Origin of the sequence: Metallosphaera sp. D4-4 (genome assembly GCF_046245145.1) — an archaeon.
GTDB classification, from domain to species: domain Archaea; phylum Thermoproteota; class Thermoprotei_A; order Sulfolobales; family Sulfolobaceae; genus Metallosphaera; species Metallosphaera sedula.
On record NZ_CP176412.1, the window covers coordinates 983,190 to 1,009,875 of the forward strand.

19 protein-coding genes, 1 pseudogene and 1 CRISPR repeat array (1 of these 21 running past the window's edge) are annotated in these 26,686 nt (G+C 48.5%); of the genes and pseudogenes, 15 read left to right on the top strand and 5 right to left on the bottom strand.

Annotation, left to right across the window (positions count from 1 at the left end):
• Positions 1–10 precede the first annotated feature (10 nt).
• Both ACI49J_RS05500 and ACI49J_RS05505 read left to right on the top strand, forming a co-directional pair.
• Positions 11–1,195 (top strand): cytochrome b/b6 domain-containing protein, encoded by a 1,185-nt coding sequence (locus ACI49J_RS05500; RefSeq protein ID WP_240253407.1) that lies wholly within the window; start codon positions 11–13, stop codon positions 1,193–1,195.
• Between the two features lie 481 nt (positions 1,196–1,676).
• Complete coding sequence (locus ACI49J_RS05505; RefSeq protein ID WP_240253409.1) at positions 1,677–2,522, top strand: winged helix-turn-helix domain-containing protein; 846 nt, start codon at positions 1,677–1,679, stop codon at positions 2,520–2,522.
• A 161-nt stretch (positions 2,523–2,683) separates the two neighbouring features.
• On the opposite strand, the gene ACI49J_RS05510 is transcribed toward ACI49J_RS05505, so the two are convergent.
• On the bottom strand, positions 2,684–2,815 hold the full coding sequence (locus ACI49J_RS05510) for a hypothetical protein (protein ID WP_256464100.1): 132 nt from the start codon (positions 2,813–2,815) through the stop codon (positions 2,684–2,686).
• Positions 2,816–3,216: 401 nt separating this feature from the next.
• Here ACI49J_RS05510 and ACI49J_RS05515 point away from each other — a divergent pair, with 401 nt between their 5' ends.
• Together ACI49J_RS05515 and ACI49J_RS05520 are read left to right on the top strand one after the other, a co-directional pair.
• Positions 3,217–3,687, top strand: coding sequence for a hypothetical protein (locus ACI49J_RS05515; protein ID WP_240253410.1), 471 nt, complete (start codon positions 3,217–3,219; stop codon positions 3,685–3,687).
• A 288-nt stretch (positions 3,688–3,975) separates the two neighbouring features.
• Positions 3,976–5,034 carry an ATP-binding protein gene (locus tag ACI49J_RS05520; protein WP_240253415.1) on the top strand — a complete coding sequence of 353 codons (1,059 nt, stop codon included), beginning with the start codon at positions 3,976–3,978 and terminating at the stop codon, positions 5,032–5,034.
• A 121-nt stretch (positions 5,035–5,155) separates the two neighbouring features.
• Here the strand turns inward: ACI49J_RS05520 and ACI49J_RS05525 are convergent, their stop codons facing one another.
• From ACI49J_RS05525 to ACI49J_RS05535, 3 genes are all read right to left on the bottom strand, one after another.
• Positions 5,156–5,341: a DUF4145 domain-containing protein gene (locus tag ACI49J_RS05525; protein ID WP_240253416.1), complete on the bottom strand. Its 186-nt coding sequence runs from the start codon at positions 5,339–5,341 to the stop codon at positions 5,156–5,158.
• A gap of 90 nt (positions 5,342–5,431) precedes the next feature.
• Positions 5,432–5,656, bottom strand: a complete 225-nt coding sequence (locus ACI49J_RS05530) for an AbrB/MazE/SpoVT family DNA-binding domain-containing protein (protein ID WP_240253417.1) — start codon at positions 5,654–5,656, stop codon at positions 5,432–5,434.
• Positions 5,657–6,130: 474 nt separating this feature from the next.
• Positions 6,131–7,549: an APC family permease gene (locus ACI49J_RS05535; RefSeq protein ID WP_240253418.1), complete on the bottom strand. Its 1,419-nt coding sequence runs from the start codon at positions 7,547–7,549 to the stop codon at positions 6,131–6,133.
• Between the two features lie 253 nt (positions 7,550–7,802).
• Here ACI49J_RS05535 and ACI49J_RS05540 point away from each other — a divergent pair, with 253 nt between their 5' ends.
• The 9 genes from ACI49J_RS05540 (at position 7,803) to ACI49J_RS05580 (ending at position 19,265) form a co-directional block, all read left to right on the top strand.
• Positions 7,803–9,335, top strand: a complete 1,533-nt coding sequence (locus tag ACI49J_RS05540) for an extracellular solute-binding protein (protein ID WP_240253421.1) — start codon at positions 7,803–7,805, stop codon at positions 9,333–9,335.
• 9 nt (positions 9,336–9,344) lie between these two features.
• Complete coding sequence (locus tag ACI49J_RS05545; protein WP_240253423.1) at positions 9,345–10,283, top strand: ABC transporter ATP-binding protein; 939 nt, start codon at positions 9,345–9,347, stop codon at positions 10,281–10,283.
• On the top strand, positions 10,231–11,931 hold the full coding sequence (locus tag ACI49J_RS05550) for an ABC transporter permease subunit (protein WP_240253425.1): 1,701 nt from the start codon (positions 10,231–10,233) through the stop codon (positions 11,929–11,931). The genes ACI49J_RS05545 and ACI49J_RS05550 overlap by 53 nt, the downstream gene beginning before the upstream one ends.
• Positions 11,932–11,975: 44 nt before the next feature.
• On the top strand, positions 11,976–12,701 hold the full coding sequence (locus ACI49J_RS05555; RefSeq protein ID WP_240253427.1) for a glycerophosphodiester phosphodiesterase family protein: 726 nt from the start codon (positions 11,976–11,978) through the stop codon (positions 12,699–12,701).
• Between the two features lie 11 nt (positions 12,702–12,712).
• On the top strand, positions 12,713–14,020 hold the full coding sequence (locus ACI49J_RS05560; RefSeq protein WP_240253429.1) for an FAD-dependent oxidoreductase: 1,308 nt from the start codon (positions 12,713–12,715) through the stop codon (positions 14,018–14,020).
• The gene (locus tag ACI49J_RS05565) at positions 13,999–14,433 is read left to right on the top strand and encodes a CoxG family protein (RefSeq protein WP_240253431.1); all 435 of its coding nucleotides are present in this window, start codon (positions 13,999–14,001) and stop codon (positions 14,431–14,433) included. Before ACI49J_RS05560 ends, ACI49J_RS05565 begins: the two co-directional genes overlap by 22 nt.
• A 240-nt stretch (positions 14,434–14,673) precedes the next feature.
• Positions 14,674–16,254: a thiamine pyrophosphate-binding protein gene (locus tag ACI49J_RS05570; protein ID WP_240253434.1), complete on the top strand. Its 1,581-nt coding sequence runs from the start codon at positions 14,674–14,676 to the stop codon at positions 16,252–16,254.
• Between the two features lie 204 nt (positions 16,255–16,458).
• A complete protein-coding gene (locus ACI49J_RS05575; protein ID WP_240253436.1) occupies positions 16,459–18,954 on the top strand; it encodes a penicillin acylase family protein in 2,496 nt (831 codons plus the stop codon).
• Positions 18,951–19,265 (top strand): hypothetical protein, encoded by a 315-nt coding sequence (locus tag ACI49J_RS05580; RefSeq protein WP_240253438.1) that lies wholly within the window; start codon positions 18,951–18,953, stop codon positions 19,263–19,265. Before ACI49J_RS05575 ends, ACI49J_RS05580 begins: the two co-directional genes overlap by 4 nt.
• A 124-nt stretch (positions 19,266–19,389) precedes the next feature.
• Here the strand turns inward: ACI49J_RS05580 and ACI49J_RS05585 are convergent, their stop codons facing one another.
• Positions 19,390–20,547 (bottom strand): ATP-binding protein, encoded by a 1,158-nt coding sequence (locus ACI49J_RS05585; RefSeq protein WP_240253440.1) that lies wholly within the window; start codon positions 20,545–20,547, stop codon positions 19,390–19,392.
• A gap of 100 nt (positions 20,548–20,647) precedes the next feature.
• Here ACI49J_RS05585 and ACI49J_RS05590 point away from each other — a divergent pair, with 100 nt between their 5' ends.
• Both ACI49J_RS05590 and ACI49J_RS05595 read left to right on the top strand, forming a co-directional pair.
• Positions 20,648–21,850, top strand: coding sequence for a PIN domain-containing protein (locus ACI49J_RS05590; protein ID WP_409366470.1), 1,203 nt, complete (start codon positions 20,648–20,650; stop codon positions 21,848–21,850).
• A 479-nt stretch (positions 21,851–22,329) separates the two neighbouring features.
• Positions 22,330–22,939 (top strand): annotated as a pseudogene (locus tag ACI49J_RS05595) (IS6 family transposase).
• A gap of 574 nt (positions 22,940–23,513) precedes the next feature.
• A CRISPR array of direct repeats spans positions 23,514–26,686; the repeat unit is 24 nt; unit sequence GTAATGACGAGAAGAAACTAAAAG (it continues 4,302 nt past the right edge of the window).

The window sequence follows — 26,686 nt, forward strand, 5'->3', positions numbered from 1 at the left end:
AGAGCAACTCATGCGATTCTTACAATTCCTTGCCGAATTCGTAATCCTTATCTCGTTGGCGGGAATTTTTCTTTATCACTTAGCTAGAGGAAAATTGGTCGAGGCAAGTCCTCCTACCAACGGGAAGAGAACAGTGCTCCTGTACTCCGAGGGGCAGAGGATATTTCATTGGGCCTCCTTTGGTGCGCTGTTAATTGCGGGGATCTCAGGATATTACATGCTCACAACTACCAACCTTGGTCTGCTCAACTTTCACGATTGGACCCTATTACCCATTGGGCTTCTCCTCCTGTATCATTGGGTAAGTGACGGTAGAAGTGGGGAGATGAGGCTAAGTCTAGATCTCAGGGTTAAGAGGGCCAAGGGAAAGTATCATCCTCTTAAGAGAGCCTATCACGTCGGGGTGGTCTTATCCATGATGGGCCTTGGGCTCACGGGACTTGCTTTGTGGAACCCATTGAAACTTAGCTTACTGTTCCCTTACTTCCAGGACTTGCTGATTCTTCACGTTCTGTCTGCCCTTCTCCTTACATCCTTGGCAATTTTTCATGTGTATCTGTCTTTAATGCCGTCTAACAGACCGCTCTTAGAGGCTATGAAGGATGGCCTCCTTGACGAGGGATATCTAAGGGCCCATTATGACTGGACTCCTCCTAGGAAAAGAGTGGAGAAGGTTGTGAACGAGGGTAGAAGAACCTTCCTGAAGACCGTGGGAGTCACGGCTCTTGCCCTGGCTCTAGTGGCAATACTTGGAAGGAATTCAGCCCCATCGTCTCCCTCCTCAAGCGGATCCCAGGGAAGTCTTCAGACTCAAGCGTCATACGGACCCATAGCCAACGCAAACCAGATGGGTCCCAACTCAGCCAAACTGTTCAGGCTTCCCAACGGCTCCCCAGGGATCTTGGTTAAGTTGCCCAACGGTCAATTAAAGGCCTATAGCGCAGTGTGTACACACGCGGGCTGTACGGTTGGTTATCTGCCAGGGCAACAGCTCATAGCGTGTCCCTGTCATGGGGCAGAGTTCTCCCCAAGCAATGGAGGAGTTATTGCTGGTCCGGCCCCATATCCGCTTCCGCAATACCTCGTGACAGTTGACAGCTCTGGCAACGTTTACATTGGAAACGTTTCTTCATCCTCTAGTACCTCTGGATCAACCACCGGTTATGGGGGCGACGATGGTGGAAATGACGATTGAAAGAAGGCTATTTGAGGGGCTCGGTCAGTTCGTGGATCTAAGCGCCTCAAGGGAGAAATAAGATCTAGGTAGCTTACAATTTTTGTTGAGTTTCACTTAAGCTTTTCTTAGGTTCCTTGGTTCCGTTTCATGTTTTGTTTCACTTTTTCACGGGATTCTTAAAAAGGGAGGCACGCCCATATCACTTTAGAGGTGAAGTAAATGGAGATAAAGGAAAAGATAAGTGAAGCTAAACTAACCCTATACATGTTAATAGCAGCTGTAGCATATGTAATAGTTGATGTACTGGCCATAGTACAAAGCGGATTCAATGTGATGTAAACCCATAAACATTTTTTTGAAATTCATACTGCGTTCTCCCTTTTTGAAAAGTCCGAACACGGGATATTTCTGTATCATGATATGAAGAGTCCTTTTCAGTCTTGAAGGTACTCCCACAGTTAACAAAAGAAATTTAAAAATCTCGTCAAATATGTATTCGATGAGATATCTTGGCCTTCTGATGCTCCTAACATTGGCGCCCTTGCTGACATATGGTCAGCAATCCGTTGTCATATATTACAACGGAACCGTTGTGGCTCATCTTAACAATGTGTCCACATTTCACGTTATAGGAGATAACATCACAGATCTTCGGGTTATAGGTTCGAAGTTTAATCTTACTGGAGGTTACCTATACTTCTATAATACATCTCGAGTCACGGTGATCTACGTTGCCAGTTTCCCCAAAGGTGTAATCCAGGGAACAGAGCCCTACAACGTTACCTTCAACGTCATTGTTCCCGGAACCTATACCTTTGCCTATGTATACCCGCCACCCACATCATTGGAAACCAGGGGAAACCTATACAACCTAACTTTGCAGGGTAGCTCTCTAGAGGTGCTTTACTCCACATCTTCTCAAAGCTCGAGTGGATTCGGTAAGGAGGATCTAATAATCTTGGTTGCTGTTCTGGTTACTGATGCCGTTGTTGGTTTCTTCCTATATGAATATTTCAGGTCTAGGAGGAGACCCGTGACTGAGCAGGTGAACCAGACCCAACAGATGAGCCAAGCACAAGCGAGTCAGACTGTCGAGGAGGATGAGAAAGAGGAGGAGGCGGAGCTCACAACTCAGGAGCTCAACGATCGTGATATAATGGTATTGGAGTCCTTCAAAAGGGGAGCAAGAACCCTATCAGACGCAGTGCGAGACACGGGACTACCCAAGTCCACCGTTTATAGAAGGATCAAGAAGCTCGTGAAACTAGGTTACCTTGTGGAGAGGAGGGAAGGTGGGAAAATCTGGTATGAGGTATCCCAACCACCTCCCGATAAGCCAACCTGACTTTCGGGTCTAGTCACTGCACACTCACTTTCACCTACCCAAGGCTATATTCATGCTAACTAAGGGCTTAACCTTGTTAGGTAAACAGGGAAGAGAGGGAAAAAACTCAACTTTTACCCTTGTATTTTACACATGCAAGATAAAAAGAAAAACAAAAACTTTTAAAATATATGCAGATAGCCTAAGATATCAACAATGACATATGCTACCACAACTAAGGCTAAATAGAGGGTTAGTTTACCTTCGCTTATCTCCTTTTGTTCCCTCCTTTCTTCAAGTTCTTGCGCCATCATTTTTATCACTTATTCACTCTCGTTTCTTCTTAATTAGGAACTCAGACGAAATATTGAAACGTGAACGGAACGAAACTTTTCAAGGCATTTTAACGTAGCGAGCTATAAGGCCTAAAACCTGTCCAGTCACGTAAGTAACTTCAAGGAGTGCGTGTAGCTTAGGGAACCAGGTTATCGTTTTTCTCAAGTTGCGGATCTGCCCATAGGGACACGATATATCTCCCATCTATCCAGATAGAAGATAATCTATATGAAACATTCATATCCCACCTTTTCACGTATCCTTTTCACGAAACTAATCACGGTGTGTTTACAGCTATTGACGTTCCACTAGAACGGAATGAAACGCTACCTCGAGATTCCTTATAAATAACGTTAGGCAAGGGAATCTCGGTGATGCCATGAGTAAAATACTCCTAATCCTGTTGGGCCTTGTACTGGCCTCAGGTGCTGTGGTTCTAGGATCCAATGTAAATAATGTGACTAGTAATATAATACATCAGATAAATCCGGCCGTTCAAGGTCAACAGGGAACCCACGATAACTCCCCGGATAATTCAACCAACTCCACCAATGATAATACGCCGGATAACTCGACCGCGACAATCCACGACAACTCCCCAGACAACTCCACCAACTCCACTTACGACGACAGTCATCACGACGATTCAACCAACTCCACCTACTCTGATGACGGTCATCACGATGACTCGTACCAGAACGGGACATACACCAACTCCACTTACGACGACAGTCATCACGACAACTCCACCAACTCCACTTACGACAACTCCCCAGACAACTCCACCAACACAAATTCCACCTACGATAACAGCCCAGATCAAGGATCCTCTGGAGAAGGAGACAGTTAGTAAGTCTCTTCACAGTTTAAATCGTTAAGATAAATTTTTTTTCATTTAATTTGCAATTAAGTTTCAGAGTTCTTGCTCTTTCATGTAGAGAGATCAGGTCATGAGAGGTCCATGCTATTCGCGACACGCCTTCTATCACTTCGCTCTCCTGATGAAAATTTAGTGATACAAATGTCTATGTAAGGATAAATTCACACAACATGTGTAGATCGGGACAACAACGTTCAGATAACGTGCTGTGATATCTAAAGATTTTAGTACTTCAGCCCCAGAACATATATTCAGGGGTTGAAGTTGTTATTTGATGAGAGACCCAAAACTAGGAGGGAGGACCTATTCAACAGGGATGAGGAGTTGAATCAACTTCTCGCAAACCTACACAGGCCGTTAATTGTGGTCTCTGGCGTAAGAAGGATTGGTAAAACTTCCCTCCTTCTAGTTGCACTGAATGAAAGCAAACTCCCTTTCATCCTGGTGGACGCCAGAAAACTAAAGGATAACTACGGCTGGAAAGATGTTTACGGGTTACTCTCCCAGGCCCTGTCCTCCTCCCTGGACAAGATTGTGGACGTGATAAGGAAAGTGAGGGGTGTAAGTATCCTAGGAACGTCGGTGGAACTTTCATGGAAGGGGAAGAGATACGTTTCCCTGGCCGATCTCTTTGATCATTTGAATCAGAAGAGGATTGTGATAGCAATTGACGAAGCCCAGAGGTTGAGGGGACCCCTGTCCAGGGAGATCAGGGAGGCCATCGCTCACGCATACGATTACGACCGGAACCTGACCTTCATCCTGACGGGGTCAGAGGTTGGGTTACTTTACGACTTTGTGGGGGTGGAGGACCACGATTCTCCGCTATACGGGAGGTACTTTTACGAGCTGAGGTTGGACAGGTTCTCAAGGGAGAGCGGAGTCGAGTTCCTGAGGAGGGGGTTCAAGGAGGCAGGGAAGAACGTTGATGAGGGCATGATACAGGAGATCGTGAACTTCTTTGACGGGATCCCGGGCTGGTTGACCCTGGCCGGCAACTACGTTGTGGCGGGGAAGAATATCGAGGAGGTCAAGGAGATGAGTCTGGGGGTGGCTGTCAACGAGATTTCCAACCTGGTGAGGAGCAAGCGGAACGTCTCGGAGATCGTGGGCAGAAGGTACAGGCACACGTTGAAGTGCATCTCCGAGGGGAACAACTCCTGGTCCAAGTTGTATGAGTGCCTAACCAGAAGGGAGGGCTCCACGTTATCGTCCAATTCCCTGAGCAATATTCTGCAACAGCTTGAGAAAATGAGCATAATTCACGATTATGAGTTTCTGGATCCGGTCTACAGGGAGGCGGTGAAGAGGTTGTAAAGGTAACTTCTAGATTAACATCTTGTCTTGATGCAAACGTTACACTTTATGAAGGGAGCTTAGGGCCCTCTCCCACGTTGTATTCTAGGGAGGCGAGTATGCGGGAAACGTCAAAAAGAGCTCACCTCTCATCCCTGCTCTCCCTAACTGCCTTAGCCCAGTCGTTTTCGCTAACACTCAGGTTCTCGAGGATTTCCCTTATTGCCTCTCTCAAATCTTGTTCATCTCCCCTGGTCTGCTCTTTCAAGAGTTCTCCCACGATCTTTCTTGATCTAGAGCCATTTAGTCTTTTTCCTCTATCTGCCACACGGACTCACGTGAGCAATCCCGAGCCTCACGTTAATCCGTGCAGTCCAATCACACATACCTGAAGCATGAAAACCGTCTTTTCCAGTTCCTACTCCTCCGCAAATTCGTCCACTTTCTCGGGAGGCACCTCCATGTCGTTTCGAGAACCGAACAAAATGGGTAGCGGATCCCTCACGGTTCTGGGTTTCCTCCTCACGAGTATTTCGTCCTGATTTAAGGCCACAACCTCGACCTCCTCGAAGGGCTCTAGGCCTATCCTTTCTCTCACTTCCTTAGGTATTGTAACCTGGTACTTCTTGGTAACCTTGACCATGTGAGATGTATGTGTAAGAGGATTTTATGCCTTAGTGGTACATGCGTATTCGCTACTTTCACGCGCGCGAAAGTTCTCTAACTTCTTAGATTAGGTGATGGGGGAGGTGACGGAGCGACTGGTTAGTAAACTAAGTGTGAAAATCCGAACCTATCATGTATTCACTAAACCTGACAATCCGGAATTCTCTCAACGTGTGGGGCCAACAATAATAACTTAATTAAAAATTTTCTAAATTAATCAGGTAAAATTTTAGAGATGTTCATTCACTCCCCAGTTTAAAATTGCGTTACTCAGAAAGTATTTATTATACCACACGTAAAAATGAAATTCTTCTATCACGTAAGGTCTGTTGAACCGATTAGGAGTCTAGGAGGTGATTCTGGAGTTATCTATTTCCTGCGTATCATAGAAGCTTTCACCAATTACATAACGGTCCCGGGTAGTCCCGGATGTAGCGCCACCCATTAAGGCCTAACCGAGACCCTCATGATTGGGTCTTGCCCCTCCGGGACTCTCTTCAACCTCAATTGAATCACGAAGAGCGTACACCATGACCAAGGGTGTAATTACCAATCCCACAAGTATGAAGTAAATCAGGTTGAGGGGAGGATCCAGGTTCTGAAGGGAATAGTAAAGGGCCACAACCAGGATTGAGGATCCAGTGACGGACGGCAACAAGTGATCGAGGACCTTTACTTTTATCCCTCTCCTTCTCAGGAAAAAGGGTAAGGACATATTCGTGACGATCTGAATGAACAGGAAGAGCACCGTTATGACGGTGGCCCAAATTGTAAAGCTGTAAAACAGCCCCTTCCCGACTCCGTAGTCTAGGATCAGGGGAACTATTGTGGAAAGTGACCCGATCATTCCAAGGCCGATAATGAAGGCTGTAGCCCTGAAGGGACTTCCGTTCCGTCTAGTGACCTTGAGGAAATCAGGAAAGAACCCGTCTTGAGCGAGGCTGTACACAGTCCTAGCCCCGCTGTTCCCGAAAAGCACCGATGTAATCACCTGGGAGAACAGGACAATGATGAGGGCCAGTGACGAGACTCTCTCGCCCAACAGCTCCTCGGTCACGTATATACCAGGGGCCAACTGGGCCTGGGCAACCGGGAGGTCTGGGCCCGCCGAGGCCACAATACTGTAAACGACGAAACTAAAGAACAGGACCATGATGGACACCGACACCATCACAGCTCTCTTGATGGTTTTCCTGGATAGCCTGGCCTCCTCCCCAAGGGATATGATTGATCCGTAACCGCTGTAGGCCAGGAGAGCACCCACAACCATGGAGAGAAATAGGCTGTGAAAGTCCTCAACTCTTAAGACAGGAGAAGGATGCATAGATCTCAAGAGGAGGGCGACCCCCAGCACAGAGAAAAAGGCTATCTGAAGAGTTCCAACCACCACTGCAATCCTTGATGATAGGCTTATCCCGAAGTAACTGACAAGCAGGCAGGACATAGGAATTACTAGACTAAGTAGCAACACTACATCAAGGGGGAGAGACACGTGGAACAGGGTAGAGTAGGCCCAACTCAACCACGGAATCACCGAGGATGCCGCGATCATATCCCCAACCACCCAAAACACCTGCCAGAACCCCACGGTCTTAGACAGGTACTTGTTTGGGATCGAGCTCTCAACGTACTTGTAATAACCCCCAGCGCTGGAGATGTACTGACTAAAGAAGTAGATAGGAATCACAGATAGGAACACGGCCAATCCTCCCAGAATGAAGGCAAGCGGGGCCGAGTATCCACCGTAAATAATGGCTGCAGCCCCGGTTATGGCAAAGGCTCCCCCGGGCAAAATCACTGATATAGAGTAGAAAACAAGTCCCCAGAGGCCTATGGCGTCCTTTGCTAGTCCTGACTCGTCCTTATCCACAACGACTCAGGGGTCGAGTACCCTTTAAATCTATCCGTCGCGTGAGAAGATTGACTATTAGATAGGACAACTGGTTGTTCAGTTCTAGTAGTCAAGTGATGTGTCCCCCACTCTGTTTGGCCAGTCATTCCCCACCACTCTTAACTATATAGAATACATAGTATCTAGTGAACTATATAGGATATATATCAATATATATAATATAATCATAGTTTTTAAATATTGTACCTTGGACACCCTACTCAGATGTTAAATGGTAAGCAAGAACGGTCGTGAATTTGGTCGCAAAAGTAGACTTGGGATTTCCACAACCATGATCGCCGTGATTGCGGTGGTCGTGATTGTGATAGCAGCAGTTGCTGGATACATGATGCTTAGTAGACCGAGCTCCACACCTCAGACCTCAACTAGCTCCGGTTCGGGTGGATCATCGAGCAACGGGACTACGACTTCAACCTCCAGCACTTCCAGTGGTGGAAACACGGGTAACGCAACCACGCTAAACATTATTGCCTGGTCAGGTATATGCGGAGATTACATTACCGAGGCCGGTAAGCTTTTTGAGCAACAGCATCCAGGCGTCAAGGTTAACGTGTACACGTATCCCTTCAGCCAATACATCAGCGTAGAGCTAACTTACCTCAAGGCCCACTCCTCGCAGTTCGATATAATGTCATACACTCCAACGTCGTCGGCCCTGATTGCCCCCTATCTAGTTCCCTTAAACCTTACGCAGGACTTTAACACCTCCGACCTAATAATGCCCCAGGAGACGTACGCGGGGATAGTTTACAACTACACAACCCATCAGAACATCACCGCAGGTATAGCTTACGCGACCTGTGTTGACACCCTGGTTTACAACACCACAATCTTTGACAACAAGACCCTACAGAACGAGTTCTACAACGAGTATCACATGAACTTCTCACCCCAAACCTGGCAGAACTGGAGCGTAGTCATAGACGTAGACCAGTTCCTCACCTCTCACCACGTGACCAAGTACGGAATCCTGTTACCTGACGACACCTCCCACAACATATGGAACTCCTACCTGGTGATCTTTGGATACTACTACGCGAGGAACTCGAGCCTGAATGACGGACTCATCTCAGGCCTTCCTGAGTTCCAGGTATACTTCCAGGGTAAGATCCTTCCCGGCTACAACTTCCCATTACCCTCCATTAACTCCACCGCCGGCGTTCAGGCCCTTGAGGTGTATAAACAGCTAGTCTCCTACATGATTCCGCCATCTCAGGTTCAGATAACCTACGACAACATCATCAACTACCTTCCCCAATCCCCAGGAATGATATCGTGGCCCGGACCCCTCGGAGGCCTGAATCAGAGCCAGTTGGAGCAACTTGCCTACGCCCCCTTACCCGGTGGTTACGCCGTTGCCGGTTCAGACTTTGTGGGAATAAGCAAGTACTCTCAGCATCAGCAGTTGGCCCTAGAGTTCCTGCAGTTCCTGGTCTCGCCACAGGTTCAGGCGAAGCTCTTCTACATGTACGAGATATTCCCAATCTCTAAGGAGGCCTACAATATCCTGTTGTCTAACACGTCTCTACCCTCATATGAGAGGCAGTGGTTAACAGTGATGCCCACTATAGCCGAGGAGGGATGGGATGTCGGACCCATCATTCCTCCGACATACGAGCAACTCCTTCCCACCTTCAATAACGAGGTCCTGCTCTACCTAGAGGGCCAGGTGAACAACCCACAGCAGGTCCTGAACACCATAGCCTCGCAGTGGATGCAATACCTCAAGTCCTACTATGGTTAGGGGATCTAAGTGAGCGTTGAGCTGAGGCAGGTCTCAAAGAGGTACGGTAAGGTACAGGCAGTAAAGGGAGTTAACCTGAAGGTAGAAAAGGGAGAGTTTTTTGTCCTTCTCGGAACATCAGGTTCCGGGAAAACAACTATTTTACGTTCCATTGCTGGACTTGAGACAATTGATGAGGGAGAAATCCTCATAGATAACGAGAGGGTTCACCACCTCCCTCCTGGGAGAAGGAACGTGGCTATGGTTTTCCAAAATTTCGCTTTATATCCGCATAAGACCGTGTATGAGAATCTGTCCCTACCTATCGAAAATCTAGATAAAGGAGAAAGAGACGAGAGAATAAATGAAATTTCCAAGAGACTTGACATTCACCACCTCCTTGAAAGGTATCCGGCTGAGCTCTCGGGAGGACAACAGCAGAGGGTTGCCTTGGCTAGGGCGCTGGTGAAGAGGCCTAAGGTCTTTCTCATGGACGAACCCCTCTCCAACATAGACGTCCCCAAGAGGGTAGCAGCTAGGGATCTCATAAAGGAGATCCAGAGGGAGGAATCAATTACCACGATCTACGTGACCCATGATCAGACGGAGGCCATGGCCCTCGCCGACAGGATAGGGGTTATGCTAAACGGGGAGCTCCGCCAGGTCGGCCACCCTGAAGATATTTACCTCAATCCCAACTGCGTGGATGTAGCAACCTTCTTTGGGATGTCAGTGGTTGACGGAGGCCTGGTCAAGGAGAGCGGAAAGGTTGGCGTCCTTCCCGAGCACGTGGACCTAGGTAAAGGTCCGTATAAGGGCGTGGTTAGGAACGTTGAGTTTGCAGGAAACTCCTACATGGTTCACCTCTCCGTGAATGGGGACAGGTTGAGGGCACTATCCAAGGTGAGACCTAGGATTGGCGAGGAAGTGGAGTTCGCAATCACTAGGTATAAGGTCCTGGGGAGTTAGGATGAGGTACTCGATCCCCTATCTTGGATACATAGTTGCCTTGGGGATAGTCCCCTTCCTCTACACCTTCGTCTATTTTGGCCTTAACCTTTCACAGTCCTTGACCTCCTTGAGTACACTCCCAATCTCGGAGGTTTTCTGGAATACCGTGATTTACGCCGGTCTCACGGCGATAATCTCAGCCCTAATTGGGCTCATCCTTGCCGTGGCTGTGGACATCCTACCGAGGGGGAAGCTGATCGTGTCCCTCCTGATCATGCTACCCTACACCTTACCCTTCACCTCCGCAGCCCTTGTGTGGTCCATAAGTCTTTACGCGAACTACGGTTGGTTCTCCTACCTCTTTCACTTGAAGTTTGATCCCCTGAATATCCCATCCCTCGCGATTTACGGCGTGACCATGGTGAGTATTTGGTCAACCATCCCGCTCACCTTCCTCATTACGCTTACCGCGTTAAGGTCAATTCCAAGTTACGTGAAGGAGAACGCCCTCCTGGACAACTTGTCTCTCTCCGAGTATTACGGGAAGATAGCTGTCCCAATGGTGGGAAAGGCCTTCTGGTTAGCGTTCCTCCTAGCTTTCCTCTCAGCACTGGGAAACTTTGACATCCCATATGCGCTGACGGAGGGCGGTCCAGGCTTCGCAACTACTACTCTCCCTCTCCTCGTGTACTACGAGATCATAGACCTCGGTAACTTCTCTGGGGGAGCCCTCGTCGCTGCGCTCCTGAGCGTTATGGCCAGTATCCCCGCAATTCTAATCCTTCTGATTTCAAGGAGCAAGAGGTCAGGTTTCATCTCCCTCTCGCTCAGGATACCGGACAGGGTGTTCAAGCCCCTCATGTACGTGATACTCGGGATTTCACTATTCTTCCTTGTCTTCCCTGTGTATTGGATGGGTTTGGTCGCGTTTAGGCACTCCTCTCTAGACTTTAGGTCTCCTCCCGTGATTGTCCCGGCGGGCTTAACCACGAAGTATTTCATCTCCACGCTGGATCAATCCATTCCCTACATCGTGTCGAGCGTCGTCGTAGCCGTGCTGGCCTCACTCCTGACCATATTCGTGTCCTTTCCCTCAGGATATGAAATTTCCCGAGGTAAGGGGAGATGGATCCTCCCAGTCTCGATCTACCTTTACTCCCTGCCCTCAGCGTCGTACATCATCCCACTATTCATCTTCTTCTCGTCCACGAACCTCATGAACACGTGGTGGGCACTCATCATCTCAACTCCCATATTCACTGCAACCTACGCCGTTTGGCTCTTCCACAACAACTACCTATCCTTCCCAAGGGCCTACGATGACGTAGCTGAGGTCTTCCAGATCAAGCGGAGGTTGTTGAGAGTAGTTATGCCCCTCTCGAGGACCTCAGTTTTCTCAGTCTTTCTCCTCTCCTTCATTTTGAACTGGCACCTGCTCTTCTACCCACTTATCCTCACACAGACTCCCTACAACTGGTCCTTCCCGCCGGAGGGGGCAGAGACCGTAACCGTGTTCGCCCTGGCCCAGATTTATTACAGGACAATTAACTGGGCACTGGTAGCCTCAGCAGCACTCGTCGCCGCACTACCTGTCATGGTGGTTACAATCATAACCTTGAGCAGGATACTCAAGGGAGATCGTAGCGGTGGCCTAAAGTTCATTTGATTTTTCACAATAGACTTAAAATGGGGATAGAGATGATATTCATCATGAAATATTATCCACTCGTGTATGGACATAGGGGTTTCCCTTTGGAGGCACCAGAGAATACTATTCCGTCCTTCCTGCTGGCTAGGGAAGCTGGGGCCTTTGGCGTGGAGATGGACGTCCACATGACAAAGGACGGCGAGCTCGTGGTAATCCACGACGACAAGTTGGATAGGACTACGACGGGAACAGGTTACGTCTCACAGAGGACGTGGGCTGAGGTGAGGCAACTTGACGCTGGGCAAAAGTTCTCCGAGAGGTGGAGAGGGGTGAGGGTGCCCTCCCTGAGGGAAGTCCTAACCCAGGTAAAGGGCGTCAACTACTACGTTGAGGTAAAGCACGGATCTAGGTTCTACCCTGGGATTGAGGAGAGGCTACTGGAGATTCTTGAGGAGACTGGGACCAAGGACTTGACCCAGGTCATATCCTTTGATCTCGAGTCGCTCTCGAGACTGAGGCAGATGGACTCTTCATTGACGCTGGGATTACTAACGTGTAATAACGTGAAACACGCGCTGCTACTGGCGGACAAGATTGGGGTGAACTGGATTCAGGCAGAGTTTGGCCTTCTGGACAGGGAACTCGTGGATATGGCCCATGGGAGAGGGTATAGGGTTGCAACTTGGACAGTCAACACGGAGGAGGAGGTAATGAAGGCTAGAGAGATGGGGGTAGACTCAATAACCACCGACGACCCGCGCATGGCCATACGCGTCCTTTCAAGTTAGGTGATGGGAAAATGGAAAGGTTAAGTTCCAAGGATTCCGCTACTGTCACGGTTATAGGCGGTGGGGCTAACGGCCTTTTCACTGCGTTAGACCTGGCACTGAGGGGAGTCAAGGTGATCCTAGTGGAGAGAGGGGATATAGGCTCAGGGACATCTGGAAAGTTCCATGGACTTCTCCACAGTGGGGCTAGGTATGCCGTGACGGATCCGGGATCGGCCAAGGAGTGCGCCGAGGAGAACGAGGTAATCTCAAGGATTGCGCCACACGTCGTGAGGGACACGGGAGGCCTCTTCCTGGGAATCACGGAAGAGGAGGTGGAGTTCTCTGAGAGGTTCCTGAAGTCGCTAGACTCCCTGGGAATTAAACATAGGGTCATGGACAGGGGTGAGCTTCAAAAGGCTGAGCCCCACGCCAATCCCAGCACCAGAATTGCGGTGTGGGTTCCAGACAAGGTAATCCACGGTTACGATCTATTGGCCAGTGTCGCATTCACAGCCTCGTTGAGCGGAGCCACGATACTCACGCAGGCTGAAGTTGTTGAGATTAGGAGGGGAAGTGAACTTAAGGTTAAGATCCTGGACAGGCTAACTGGAGAGACCCACGTCGTCGAGTCGCAGATCGTTGTAAACGCCTCAGGCCCTTGGTCCTTCAAGGTTACGGAACTTGCGGGGATTGGCGAGGTCCCAGTCCTTCCCACGGCTGGAATCATGGTAGTGTTCGACAGAAGACTCAATAACATGGTCCTGAACAGGTTGAGGCCACCCTCCGACGGGGATATCCTGGTCCCCTACGGTGAGAACTCAATTCTAGGAACCACGGCCACGGTCGTGGATGATCCCGACAACTTCTCAATCGCCGACGAGGAGGTCAACCTCCTGTTGAGGGAAGGAGTGAAACTAGTGCCCGGTTTAGCTCAGGCGAAGGTATCCAGGGTGTACGCATCGGTTAGGCCGTTGATAGCCAACGCTGACTCGGGAAGGCAGGCAAGCAGGGACTACCTTATCCTAGAACATGAAGAAGTCCCAGGTTTGATCTCTGTGATAGGTGGGAAGTTCACGACTGCAAGGCTCTTAGGCGAGAAGGTAGGTGACCTCGTTGCGTCAAAACTTGGAGTCAAGGAAAGGAGTAGGACAAGGGATATTCGACTGTCAGGCCCACTAGACCTTGACCCGTCATGGGTTAGCCCAGACATGCGGGAAATGGTTAGCAAGGTCCTCGCTAGGAGGGGATCACTAGACGAGGAGAGGTACATTACGTCTCTTTACGTTGTCCTATCTACGATCGCGGGGAGGAGAAGATGGAGCTCAGGAGCGATCTGAGGATTAAAGCGGAGAGGGGGAGGGTTGAGGAGTTGTTGTCGAGTCCCTCCCGGTTTGCTGAGTGCCTTCCCGGAATACAGGAGTATGAGGTTAAGGGAGATGAGTTCAGGGCAGTCTTTAAGTTAGACGTCTCAGACTTGACCCCACACATCTCCTCCTTGACCGTGGTCGCCAACTCCAGGTTGGCTAGGGAAGGGCAACGGATCCTCGTGTCTGGGACTGGGAGGTCCGCTGGCGTAAACATAAAGTTCGCGATAAACATTGAGATTGTGGATGACAGGGAAGGAACTAGGATTCTCTGGGACGCGAACCTTAACCTAGGGATCCTGGAGAAACTCCTTGGGAATAGCGTTGGAAGGATTGCTGAGGTTAACGTGAAGAAGATAGTGGAGTGTATTTCAAGGAAGGTTTGAGGCTTAGTGGATCCAGTTCCTTGAGCCGTGACACGTGCAGGATGAATCCAGGTATAGGCCGGAAGGGAAATACGCTAACTCGACTCTTAACTGACAAGGCAGACATCTCCTTATTTAGAGTTAGCCCTCGGTGTAGATCCGACACCTACCGCGTGGTCTTCAGTCACTGTCCCCTTGTGTGAACCTACTCCCCCCCCCCATCACCATAAAAACTAATTTACTTTCCACCATCATTACTCTATGGCCAAAACCACCGCGGAACTCCTGATGGACACGATCTCCTCCCAGGTTGAGGACGTTTTCGGGATACCTGGGACTCACGGCCTCTCCCTCTATGAGGAGATAAGGAAGAGGGTCGAGAGACAAGAGGTTCGTTACTACATGCCGAGACTGGAGTACGGGGGCGCCATAATGGCCGACTACTACGCCAGACTGAAGGGAAACGTGGGAATCTTCATCTCGGTGAACGGACCAGGTTTCACAAACTCCTTAACCGGGCTAGCAGAGGCCTTCTCCGAGGGTTCACCCCTTGTCCTAATCTCCTTCAACAAGGAGTTCAGGTATAGGCATAGGAGACAACTTCACGACACTGGATACTACGACGCACAGATCGAGGTAGCTAAACAAATAACCAAGGCGTCTTTCAGGATCTACTCCCCCGAGGAGGTACCCCTAGTCATGGAAAAGTCCTTCAGGATAGCCCTGCAGGATAGGATGGGGCCTGTTTACGTTGAGGTCCCTGTAGACGTCCTTGAGGAGAAGGGCGAGGCTGAGGTGGAGAGAGTGAAGGTTCCAAGAAGTCTGGTCTACCCTAGTAAGGACGAGGTGAGGGAGGCTGTGAACTTTCTGAGTGAGTGCTCCAAGCCCGTCCTACTCCTGGGATACGGGGCCTCCAGATCCGATCTGGTTCCCTACCTGGAAAAGCTGGGAATTCCTGTCCTGACCACGGTTAGGGGTAAGGGAAGCATCCCTGAGAATCACCCTCTTTACGCTGGCATAACCTTCAACCTCGCCGAGATCCCTGGGGACTGCCTGATCGCCATTGGAACCTCATTCAATGACCTCGAGACTAGGAGGTGGAGCATGAAGCTTCCTAGGACTCTTCACGTCGATCCTGACCCCTCAGTCTTCAACACCTCCTTCAGGGCAGACGTCGTGGTGAGGGCTAGCGCCGAGGCCTTCTTAACCGAGGTGGTGGAGAGGGTCAAGTTGCCCAGGTGGAGTTTCAGGGTTGAGAGGAGGGAGATCAACCTGCAGGGAGAGGGGATAACCCACGACCTTCTCGCCAAGGTCCTAAACGAGACTCTAGGGGAGGACAGGGTGGTGATCGCAGATGCGGGCACGAATCAGGTCATGGCCATTGACATCCAGATGTATAGGCCCAACTCCTACTTCAATTCGTTGATCTTCAACGCCATGGGTTCAGCTATCCCAGCGGGTATAGGGGCAAAGATTGCAGTCCCAGAGAGGCAGGTCGTGAGCATAATAGGTGACATGGGATTTCAGGGGTGTTTTCAGGAGTTGATCACTGCGGTAGAGAACGGGATCAACTTCCTGACAGTCCTCGTGGAGGATGGTGTTCAGCACTTCCTGAGGATGAACCAGAACATGAGATATGGAACCACCTTCACGACGCAGGTCTTCCCAATTGACTACACGAAGGTTCTCGAGGGGATAGGAGTGAAGGTTGTGGAGGCTAGGGATAGGGATGAGCTGAGGAAGGCCACGGAGGAGGCAGTCAGCTGGTCAACTAAGGCGCCAACAGTACTGAGGGTTAAGGTAAACCCGAACAGTGTGCCATCTAGGCTGGCGCGAAGGTGAGACCGTAAACGCGCCACTCCACGAAATCCTCCGTGAAGAAATCGTAAGGATGAGATCTTCGGGAACCGAGTTACATCACTGGTCTTGGCAACATAACTGAGAACTTAACTCTCAATTCCAAAGAAATTTAACCTAGAAATTTACATTAACATTGGTGATTTTTACACGAAAAAGTCAAGGCTGGTTCTTTCCGGAGTTCTCCTCGTGGTAGTGATACTTTTCGGATCACTACCCTTGGCCCCCTTACCTCCCCTATTCTCGTTGTTGAACCCATCTACCGGAGTCTGGGCCACAGAGCCTCTATATTCCACAGGCGTCACAACCTTCACCCTAACCCAGGGGAACAATCACGCCTTGGTCACGGTATATAGGGAGCCCGACGGCTTCATAGGGATAGCTTCCAACGAAACCTGGGCCGTATATTACGAGCAAGGGTACCTAGAGGCGGAGTATAGGCTCGCGCAAATGGAATTCCTTCTCCTAACTGCCACGGGGAACCTATCCACGGTGCTCGGAAAGAGTGCCCTGTCCTCAGATATATTCTTCCGGGAACTGGGGGACTATCAGATCGCCCAGCAAGAGGTAGCCAACCTCTCACCCACGAGTTACACGTACATGGCCGTGAGCGAGTTCGTGAAGGGTATAAACGACTACATAGCCAGCGTAAGTCCAGCTAGGCTTCCCCTCCTGTTCAAGCTTCTCGGTTATAGGCCAACCAACTGGACCATCACCGACGTCTTCGCGCTACAGCAACTCTTCCTGTGGGAGAACACAGCCTCCCAGTTCGACCCGCTCTATTTCACCTTTGCCCTGGAGAAGATGCCCCCAAACGTGGTCAGGGCCTTCTACCCAGCGTATCCAGAGGGAGTACAACATCCCATTGTTCCAAGTAACCTGAACCCAGGGATTTACACGGAGAGTGGAGACGTAGCCAACCTATCCCTGTATACCCCAACCTACTTTTACCCTCTTAACGCAAGTCCACCAGATCCTCCGACTCTTCCCCTTAACTTGACGGTTGGAACTGGGTATTGCACCATTAACGTATCGCAACTCCTTCTCAGCTTGAGGGATTTGGGAAGCAACGACTGGGCAGTCAACTCTCCTCTTACCGGCGGAAGTGGATTGCTGGCCAGCGATCCACACCTTTCAACCACCGTTCCCTCGATCTGGATAGGGTTCCAGCTCGTGTCCCCAGGACAGAACGTGGTAGGGGTCGTGTTCCCTGGATTCCCTGGAATAGTTTTAGGCCACAACCCATACATTGCGTGGGGAGCAACTAACGGTCAAATTCAGCAAACCTATTTTTACGCAGAGGAGACCAGCCCCTCACATCCTGGACAGTACTTCTGGAACGGGAAATGGGTCAACTTCTCCGTGATGAATGAAACCATCTACGTGAAGGGCTCAGCCCCATACCACCTTCAAGTGTTGAGGGCCAGGAACGGGGTAGTAATACAGACTTCTCCCGTCACCATCGCCATGGACTGGGTAGGACTTCAACCTACTTACGAGTTAACCTTCTTCCTCAGGGTGGATAGGGCCACCTCGATCTTGCAGTTTCAGTCCATAGCGGAGCAGTACTTCAAGGTGGCCACGCAGAACTGGGCGGTCGCAGACTCAAGGGGAAACATTGGGATATTCAGCTACGGACTTTTCCCCATCATAGCACAGGGAGATCCAAGGGGTATTCTTCCTGGGACAGGTCAGTACGACTGGGAAGGATTCGTCCCCATTCAATATCAACCTAGTCTATACGATCCACCTACAGGTTTCGTTTTCTCAGCAAACCAGATAACAGTGTCCCCTGGTTACCCCTTCTACTTGGGGTGGGACTACGAGTCAGGAATGAGGGCCAATGAGATCTACACGGTGTTGAGTCAACTCCACTCCGCCAACCTCACCGCGATGGAGGAACTTCAGCTCAATGTCCACGACTTCAGCACGAACGTCTTCCTTAAACCTCTCCTTTCAGCCCTGGCTCAGGCTGGCTACAGTGACACTCCCGAGTATCAGGCCCTGTCACAGTGGAACGGTGATATGTACGCGAATTCCACCGCAGTCACGATCTACTACTTCTGGCTAATCAACTACATCTCCTACGTGTTCAAGCCGTGGTTACTCTACTACAACATAACTCCCAGCGAAGGACTTGGAAGCGTGTCGTTCTTCCTTGGGCCTGACGACTACTATCACGGCCCTCTCGTGGAGGATCTAGAGAACTGGACAGTGAACTACCCCAACGTAACCTGGTTCTCCAATCCCATCACTAAGGTCCGGGGCAACGCGTCTTACGACATGGTTCAGGCCTACCTTGAGACCGTGAAGAACTTGACCTCTACCCTTGGTAACTTCTCATCAGCGTGGGAGTGGGGCAACCTTCACAAGAGAGTTCTAACAAGTTTCTTCGGTATACAGGCACTGAACACGGCGGAGTTGCCAGCCTCTGGAGATGGTAACACCGTGGATGCATCCTACGGACTGATTTCAAGTTTTGGACCCTCATGGAGATTGGTGGTGAACATGTCAGATCCCTTGGACGGTCAGGGAATCTATCCAGGGGGAGTCACGGAGAACCCGGTAAGTCCGTACTATTCCAACACCTTCGAGCCTTGGAATGACGGGGTATACTACACGTTGATACCCAGCAACGCCCCACCGCAGTTCCTTTACCTGTACCAGGAGGGGATTGAACCGTGAAGTGGGCTCCCATAGCTCAGTTCGTGTTGAGCATCTTGGTCTCATTCCTAGGCTACTGGTATCTCCTAGCTGTGGTGGCGATAGTTCTAGGGGTCGTAAGTGGAGGAGTGAGGAGCCTGTATCAGGGATTAGCTTCAGTACTTGGGGTATTGATTGTGGCACTATCTAACCCGGGAGGTCTAGCACAGTCCTACATATTCGCTAATATTGCCGGTTTACCATCCCTAACCCCACTCTTGCTCACAGCGGTGTTAGCCTTCGTGTTGGGTATGCTTGGGTATATTTTCGGTGACTCGTTAAGGAGGAGTTGATCGCGTTTCTTGTGATCACGTTTTGTGTGAAGTGTTTCAAACCAAAGTTGAACCACTCCTCAGTAAATGCGGTCTCTTACTTCGTGGAAATTCCCGTCTTGCCTATCTTCAATCAACTTGGGGACTAATTGCCTCTTAGGTAATGGACAAGCAGAGGATCCACTATTCTGTAGTTTCCTTCGTCCTCCCTCTCAACGATTCCGTAGCGAACGAGTTGCTGTAAGGCTCTCACGACCCCCCACCTATCGTCCCCCAGGTCCCTGGGCCTTCTCTGACCACCTAGCATCGCCAACCTCTTGAGAACGCTCCTGGCCCCTGGGGACAGCTTCCTCAAGTCTCCCTCGATCGCATTGACCACGTTGATGTCCTGCGTAAGCGTGTCTAGCACCTGGTTCACGCTCCTCCCCTCACTCACGACCTTGAGACCCACAAGGTTCAACCACGCTGGTAAACCGTCAACGTAGTCCACCACCCTATCAATTTCCTCGTCCCTAACTTGAACTCCATAGTGCTCGAAACCCCTCCTCAGGAACTCCCTGCTAACATCAGGGGGCAGAGGTCCCACCTTCATCAAGTAGAAAAATTGGTAGAAGGGCTGATCCCTGGAATTGAGCAACTCGTTCATCATTCCAATGAGCGAACCAGATATAACGTAGGAAACCCTGGTGTGGAACTGCCACCTACTCCTTAAAACGTGGAAAATGTTGGGCATTGACTGCTTTGCCAAGTTCAAGTACTGGAACTCGTCGATCGCTATCACAACCCTGGGCACCCCAAACCTCTCAGCCATGATCTGTGGCAAGTCCACAATCCTGGGGAGTTCCTCCTCTAACCTTTTCCTCCTCTCAACCTTTTCCAGGGTAACGTCGAGCGTCGCTGAAACCTCCGGTATGTTGAAAGTCACCTTTATTGCCCCTACGAGGTCTCTTAGTTGCCTCAGCCATGATTTACCCTTCTCCGTTAACACCCTGTAGCCTGCCAGGGAGTAAAGCGTTGAGGTCACGGAGACCACGTAACTTGAGATGAAGGAGTGGAAATCGAAGGACTTCCCAGAGGTGAACTCCTCGGCCGATATGTAAACGTGGGGCAAGGAAGATTGACCCAGGGAAGCCAGGAGGAGCGACGTTTTACCAACCCTCCTAACACCCATCAGCCCCACGGGCTGACCACTCCTCAGGAAGTTGCTCAGGATCCCAATCTCCCTCTCCCTGCCGAACGGGTTGGTGGTGGGAACTCCGTACACGAACATTTGCTGGTACCCGCAAATTGCTGGTACCCGCAACAAAATAAACCTTTTTGTGAAAATCGTGCCTTTCTAAGGCGTGTAATTGGTAGCTGTGATCCCTAGATCACATTTAAAATCCATCTCACCATTTTACCTCATGATACTAGGAACCCTTGGTTCGGATAAGTCCGTGACCACAGTTAACGCCATAATGACTAAGGTGTTTGCCGGAGTTAAACCTGACGAGATTAGGATTTACCGCGAGTACGCAGTACCACGCAGATTGGACGGCCTGAACAAGGCTCTCAACCTCCTGTCCCTATCCCCAGAGATAAAGGAGATCGTGGTTGGTGATGATTTAGACGCCTGGAGAAACTATATGAAGGGCGAGCAGATTGATATCCTAGATATCACTCCAGGTAGAAAGAGCATGGCTCTTACCTCGGCTAACTATGCCCAGGCCAAGGAAGTTAGATACGCTTACATAAGGTATGAGTCCGAGGGTTATAGAGTGTTCGGCTATGTTCCCTTTACCCACCTCAAGTTACTCGACCTGCGAACTGAGAAATCCATTAATCTTGATCCTCCACCCGTGAGAGAGACTGACAGGGTATCTCAGCTCACGAGGGACTCCCTCACTGCACTCATCAACATTCTCTCGCTTCAAGGAAAGGTTGAGTTTGATGCCTCGGTTGAGGAGGACGACGAAGAACTTTGTAGGAGGAGATCGGGTTTTGTGAGGTTCGCGAACGAAGAACTTTTGAGGAAGAAGGCGGAGGAGGGCCTGATCGTCGCCGATACCAACGTTTACATTAACCTTGGAACCAGGTTGGGAGAACTCGCTAGAAGAGGAATGGAACTTAGGTTAATTCCGTCGAGGAGCGTTTACGACGAGCTCCTCGGAAAGATAGAGAATAGCTCAAAGGACCCTCGTCTCCCGAGGTTCATCCTTGGTCTCGAGAGCTACTATCAAATTCACAGAATACCCCCTAGATCCAAGCAGGGGAATTATGGAGACAGGAGTCTACTTGAGGAGCTAAAGTTCATGAAGATGTCCGTGGCCGAGAAGGTTATTTTTGTGACCGGGGACTGGGAGTTGGGGAATAAGGCCAGAGCGTATACAGATACCGTGATACTCGAGGGGAAGAAGGAGGGTGAGGGAGACTGGGGGACCTACCTTGAGTGTCTTGGTAAGCTTCAGTTCAAGGGAAAGAAACCCGGGATCCTAGTGAACGGAGAGACTGTAGCCACCGTAGAGCAGCCACCCAATCCGTCTGTGAGCCCTGACTATAGGACAATTGTCAAGACCCTGAAACCCAACCTGAATTACGCGAAGGTCCTCGAGGCACTCCAGTGGTGACAGAGTCGCAAGTTGTACCCCCACAGTAGTGGACTAGTCTACCCATAAAATTATTTGGAAAATATGAGAAATAAAATTGATTAAAAGTTTTTAGTGTTTACAATCTTAGGGTTGTTCCCGTAACTACCACTTGTAATATACGTTTTCTTCGCCTTTGGATCGTAGGAGAATCTGGTATTATCTAGCATCTTAAATTTTGAATAGAATGATAACCTTAACTTATAGAAAATTAACTGGATATTATCTATTTATATTATCATTTGTTTAGGGAGATTGAGGCGAGCATAACGGGGTAAAGGAAGGTCTTTAACAAGGGATTTGGGGAGATTAGAGCAAGAGAAATGAAACTGGTGTCTCTAAACCGGAGTGTGTCCAATAATATCGCTAAATTAGACAAAATAATATTTAAGGGTCAGGACGGGTTTACCACGTGAGTAATCGTAAAGAGGACCGTACCTCTTCCCATCCTGACCCAAGTAATGATTCACCTTCTTGAACTTAATAACCTTAGCCCCACTTCTGGTCCCTTGAGGAGTTGGGGGAGGTGTTGGCTGGTTATTTCCTCGGGCTCTCGCTCAGGACGTTCAGGGTCCCTAGGAGTACTGTTCACCACTGGAGGAGAGCGACGAGGGCAACGCTTGACCTTCCCTTGACCAGGGAGTATGCGGTTGACGAGACGAAGGTCCTCATGGTGAAGGGAGCCATGTACTACCTATGGGTCGTGAGGGACGTTCACATGGGAGTTATCCCGTTCTTCATGGTCACCGAGGCCAGGTCGGGCCTCGACGTGATCATTGTCGTGAAGCGAGTGAGGCAGGTAGAGATGAGGATGAGAGGCGAGGTCCTGAGGGCCAAGTATATACATGATGGCCTCCCCGCGTACAACTTCCTCTCAATCGCCGGGGTTGAACATGAGCACGTCACCTTCGGGATTAGGAACAGGGTTGAGCAGGTGTTTAGGACTGCTAAGCACAGGCTCTCTGGGATGGACTTCCATTTCCCGTGGAACGCGAGCAAGAGGAGCCTGAACACTGGTTCTCTGCCTTCTTCATGGTCTACAATCTATTGGAAATTTGGAGGGAGAAATAAATTGTTGGACACACATAAAAGTGGAAGGAAAACTTGTTTACAGGTACGTATCCTGCCCTTCCTGCGACGAGAACCATCTGGTTAAGAAGGGCAGGATGAGGGAGAGGCAGGAGTATCTCTGCAGGAACTGCGGGAGGCAGTTCGTTGAGGGAGCTAAGCATTGTTACGACAAAATTCCGAAATTTGTAACTTCATGTCGACGCTATGGACACACATGAAAGTCCACGAACTAATTTCACTGACCTTATTCACAATTTTTCTTACTATTACTATTTTTAGGTAATGTATAGGCTAACCATATGAAGGCGTAAGAAAGAATACAAAACTTTCTGAAAGAGAATGAAAACTAGGAGCAATACGTCTTCTAACTTAGTTCACTTTTTAAGTATTTAAGCCTCAACCGAGGTGCTAGCCCGTTGAGTCTGGACATACTCTAAAAAGTTTTTAACGGTTATCGAAGGTAAGATTCCTTTCAATCTGCGTTTAGTGTGAAACGTTAAGTTAAGCTGACTTAACGGAGAGTCGGTTTTATAAACAGGTAAAACAACGTTATTTTTGATGAACAAAAGGATCAGTAATGACGAGAAGAAACTAAAAGTAGTGTCGGCTCGAGCTTAAAGATAACAAAAATTGTAATGACGAGAAGAAACTAAAAGGATATTACGTGTTTAGGATAAATTTCATGTTTTTTGTAATGACGAGAAGAAACTAAAAGATAAAAGAGTTCAAATACCGTTTAAGCCTAGGGTAGTAATGACGAGAAGAAACTAAAAGAAGGAGGCAAACAGGTATCTTAAATCATTGATATGTAATGACGAGAAGAAACTAAAAGACGAAGCGTGGAAGCAAGGCGTGGCAACCTTAGGGGTAATGACGAGAAGAAACTAAAAGTTACCATCTCTTTCGTGGATGATGTCGCGAGCACGGGGTAATGACGAGAAGAAACTAAAAGTCTCAACGCGGAAGAAGGATCATGGAAAGAATATGTAATGACGAGAAGAAACTAAAAGCTTTTGAGGACGTGCTAAAAAAGGCTGAAGCTATTCGTAATGACGAGAAGAAACTAAAAGATTTGGTATAGCCCAAATTCATTAATTTTTTTTTGTAATGACGAGAAGAAACTAAAAGCCGTGACGCGATAGCCATGCCAACACGAACTGATGTAATGACGAGAAGAAACTAAAAGTCGCGACCACGGGGATAGTGTACTGGAAAAAGGTGTAATGACGAGAAGAAACTAAAAGTCCTTTTGGGACATTTGATATAAAAGAGGACAACGGGTAATGACGAGAAGAAACTAAAAGGTACTGTTCAAAGATGGATTGAGTGGCTAGAAAATGTAATGACGAGAAGAAACTAAAAGTGAGTTTCTCGATACTGATGCCCTTACTCCTCTTTTGTAATGACGAGAAGAAACTAAAAGCGTCGGCCGTCTCTCCCCAATAGATGGCCGGAGCGTAATGACGAGAAGAAACTAAAAGGACATGCAATTTATTGCAATTGACTGGGGAGTAAAGTAATGACGAGAAGAAACTAAAAGATCGTTTCAAAGATGAGCAGTAGTACTGTTCAAAGTAATGACGAGAAGAAACTAAAAGCTAAGCGAGTCCTAGGCCTTTACCGGGGAGTAAATGTAATGACGAGAAGAAACTAAAAGAGATCTACCGATCAGAGACCCCACATGGGAAGAAAGTAATGACGAGAAGAAACTAAAAGAATTGCAATAAACTGTATGTCAACTGGGGGAGGTTGTAATGACGAGAAGAAACTAAAAGTCAGAACCTGAGGATCCTAGAGGGATAGGCCTAGAGGTAATGACGAGAAGAAACTAAAAGACACAAAAGGATAGCTAGGATAAACCAGAGCAAAGCGTTGGTGGTAATGACGAGAAGAAACTAAAAGTGAGATTCCATCATCAGGGGTCAGGTCTAGGCCAGTTGTAATGACGAGAAGAAACTAAAAGAGTATGTCCTGCGTGACGGTTTTCAGGGCGTCGTAGTAATGACGAGAAGAAACTAAAAGATTTTGCCTTGAGATGCAGATACACCCTGCCCGAAGTAATGACGAGAAGAAACTAAAAGCCTCGGGTGCGGGCAGTGCAGTAGCTTCCGTTTTTTCGTAATGACGAGAAGAAACTAAAAGTTCTTTCTCTTGATCGGAGGTGGCGGTGGAGGTGTAATGACGAGAAGAAACTAAAAGGTCGAGGAGGCTCACTGTGAGGGGGAGGGAAAGTTCGTAATGACGAGAAGAAACTAAAAGTGAATGTTTGTCCTTGTATGCTCATTTTCTCACCTTAGTAATGACGAGAAGAAACTAAAAGCTTTCTCCTCTTTCTAACTACTGACGGCAATAGTGTAATGACGAGAAGAAACTAAAAGTATGAAATAGAAATTTATAACCTTGGTGTAAAAACGTAATGACGAGAAGAAACTAAAAGGAGATGACTCTCGACCTCTCAAACTCTTCTACTAGGTAATGACGAGAAGAAACTAAAAGGACTTAGCAACAGGCAACTCCTCTCAACAGCTACAAGGTAATGACGAGAAGAAACTAAAAGGGGCACTCCTTCACGTGCGCCCAAACTGCATCGAGGTAATGACGAGAAGAAACTAAAAGTATAACGGCCAGACTCTAGAAACAGGGACATGGGTAATGACGAGAAGAAACTAAAAGACGGCCGAAGCGATTGGCACAAAAATGAAAGGTTCAAGTAATGACGAGAAGAAACTAAAAGTTCTACTATGGAGGAGAGTACGTCCAACTCAAGTCGTAATGACGAGAAGAAACTAAAAGATTGCGAACGACAATCCTTTCCAACCTTGCACTTGTAATGACGAGAAGAAACTAAAAGATTTTTGATATTGGTAATCTCCAGACTGAAACCGTAATGACGAGAAGAAACTAAAAGTCTACCACGTTAAAAATTATATCGCCCCCTTTCGTAATGACGAGAAGAAACTAAAAGGTTGAGCTTGCGACACATATCTCTACTTTGCGACGTAATGACGAGAAGAAACTAAAAGTTTCTACAACAACGAGGGAGAGAAGGCGGGGAGAGTGTAATGACGAGAAGAAACTAAAAGACGATTGACTCGGGATACATGTCTTCATCTTCGGGTTGTAATGACGAGAAGAAACTAAAAGATTTCGACGAGGGTAACGGACACGGGCGAGATTCGTAATGACGAGAAGAAACTAAAAGATATCAGCATAGTACCTATCTCGAACGTGAACATGTAATGACGAGAAGAAACTAAAAGCCTGTTCAAAAGGGGGCATAATTCATTTAAGTTAGTAATGACGAGAAGAAACTAAAAGTACAATTTATCCAGCCTGCGTAGAAACTTGTTGTAGTAATGACGAGAAGAAACTAAAAGATGTCGGTAATTCGCTCTTTTCCAGCGCTTATTTGTAATGACGAGAAGAAACTAAAAGAGTTACGTCGTTGTGAACTGTGGTCTCTACTCCTGAGTAATGACGAGAAGAAACTAAAAGATATGACCCGTTTTCTGGTGTATTTTTGGCCAACAGTAATGACGAGAAGAAACTAAAAGTTTTCTTGTGTTTTTAAATCAACGTTTTTTACGTTGTAATGACGAGAAGAAACTAAAAGGACTGGAAATCAGGGCATTACTTTACGACGATGCAGTAATGACGAGAAGAAACTAAAAGCAGGTGCGGATCCAGAAAACTTGTTCCTGCACACGTAATGACGAGAAGAAACTAAAAGGAATTGATAATCTTGCC

Bases quoted from the DNA above. Each gene is read 5' to 3' on its own strand.
- ACI49J_RS05500 (WP_240253407.1), top strand. From the start codon at position 11: ATGCGATTCTTACAATTCCTTGCCGAATTCGTAATCCTTATCTCGTTG.
- ACI49J_RS05505 (WP_240253409.1), top strand. From the start codon at position 1,677: ATGAGATATCTTGGCCTTCTGATGCTCCTAACATTGGCGCCCTTGCTG.
- ACI49J_RS05510 (WP_256464100.1), bottom strand. From the start codon at position 2,815: ATGATGGCGCAAGAACTTGAAGAAAGGAGGGAACAAAAGGAGATAAGC.
- ACI49J_RS05515 (WP_240253410.1), top strand. From the start codon at position 3,217: ATGAGTAAAATACTCCTAATCCTGTTGGGCCTTGTACTGGCCTCAGGT.
- ACI49J_RS05530 (WP_240253417.1), bottom strand. From the start codon at position 5,656: ATGGTCAAGGTTACCAAGAAGTACCAGGTTACAATACCTAAGGAAGTG.
- ACI49J_RS05540 (WP_240253421.1), top strand. From the start codon at position 7,803: ATGGTAAGCAAGAACGGTCGTGAATTTGGTCGCAAAAGTAGACTTGGG.
- ACI49J_RS05555 (WP_240253427.1), top strand. From the start codon at position 11,976: ATGAAATATTATCCACTCGTGTATGGACATAGGGGTTTCCCTTTGGAG.
- ACI49J_RS05560 (WP_240253429.1), top strand. From the start codon at position 12,713: ATGGAAAGGTTAAGTTCCAAGGATTCCGCTACTGTCACGGTTATAGGC.
- ACI49J_RS05565 (WP_240253431.1), top strand. From the start codon at position 13,999: ATGGAGCTCAGGAGCGATCTGAGGATTAAAGCGGAGAGGGGGAGGGTT.
- ACI49J_RS05570 (WP_240253434.1), top strand. From the start codon at position 14,674: ATGGCCAAAACCACCGCGGAACTCCTGATGGACACGATCTCCTCCCAG.
- ACI49J_RS05590 (WP_409366470.1), top strand. From the start codon at position 20,648: ATGATACTAGGAACCCTTGGTTCGGATAAGTCCGTGACCACAGTTAAC.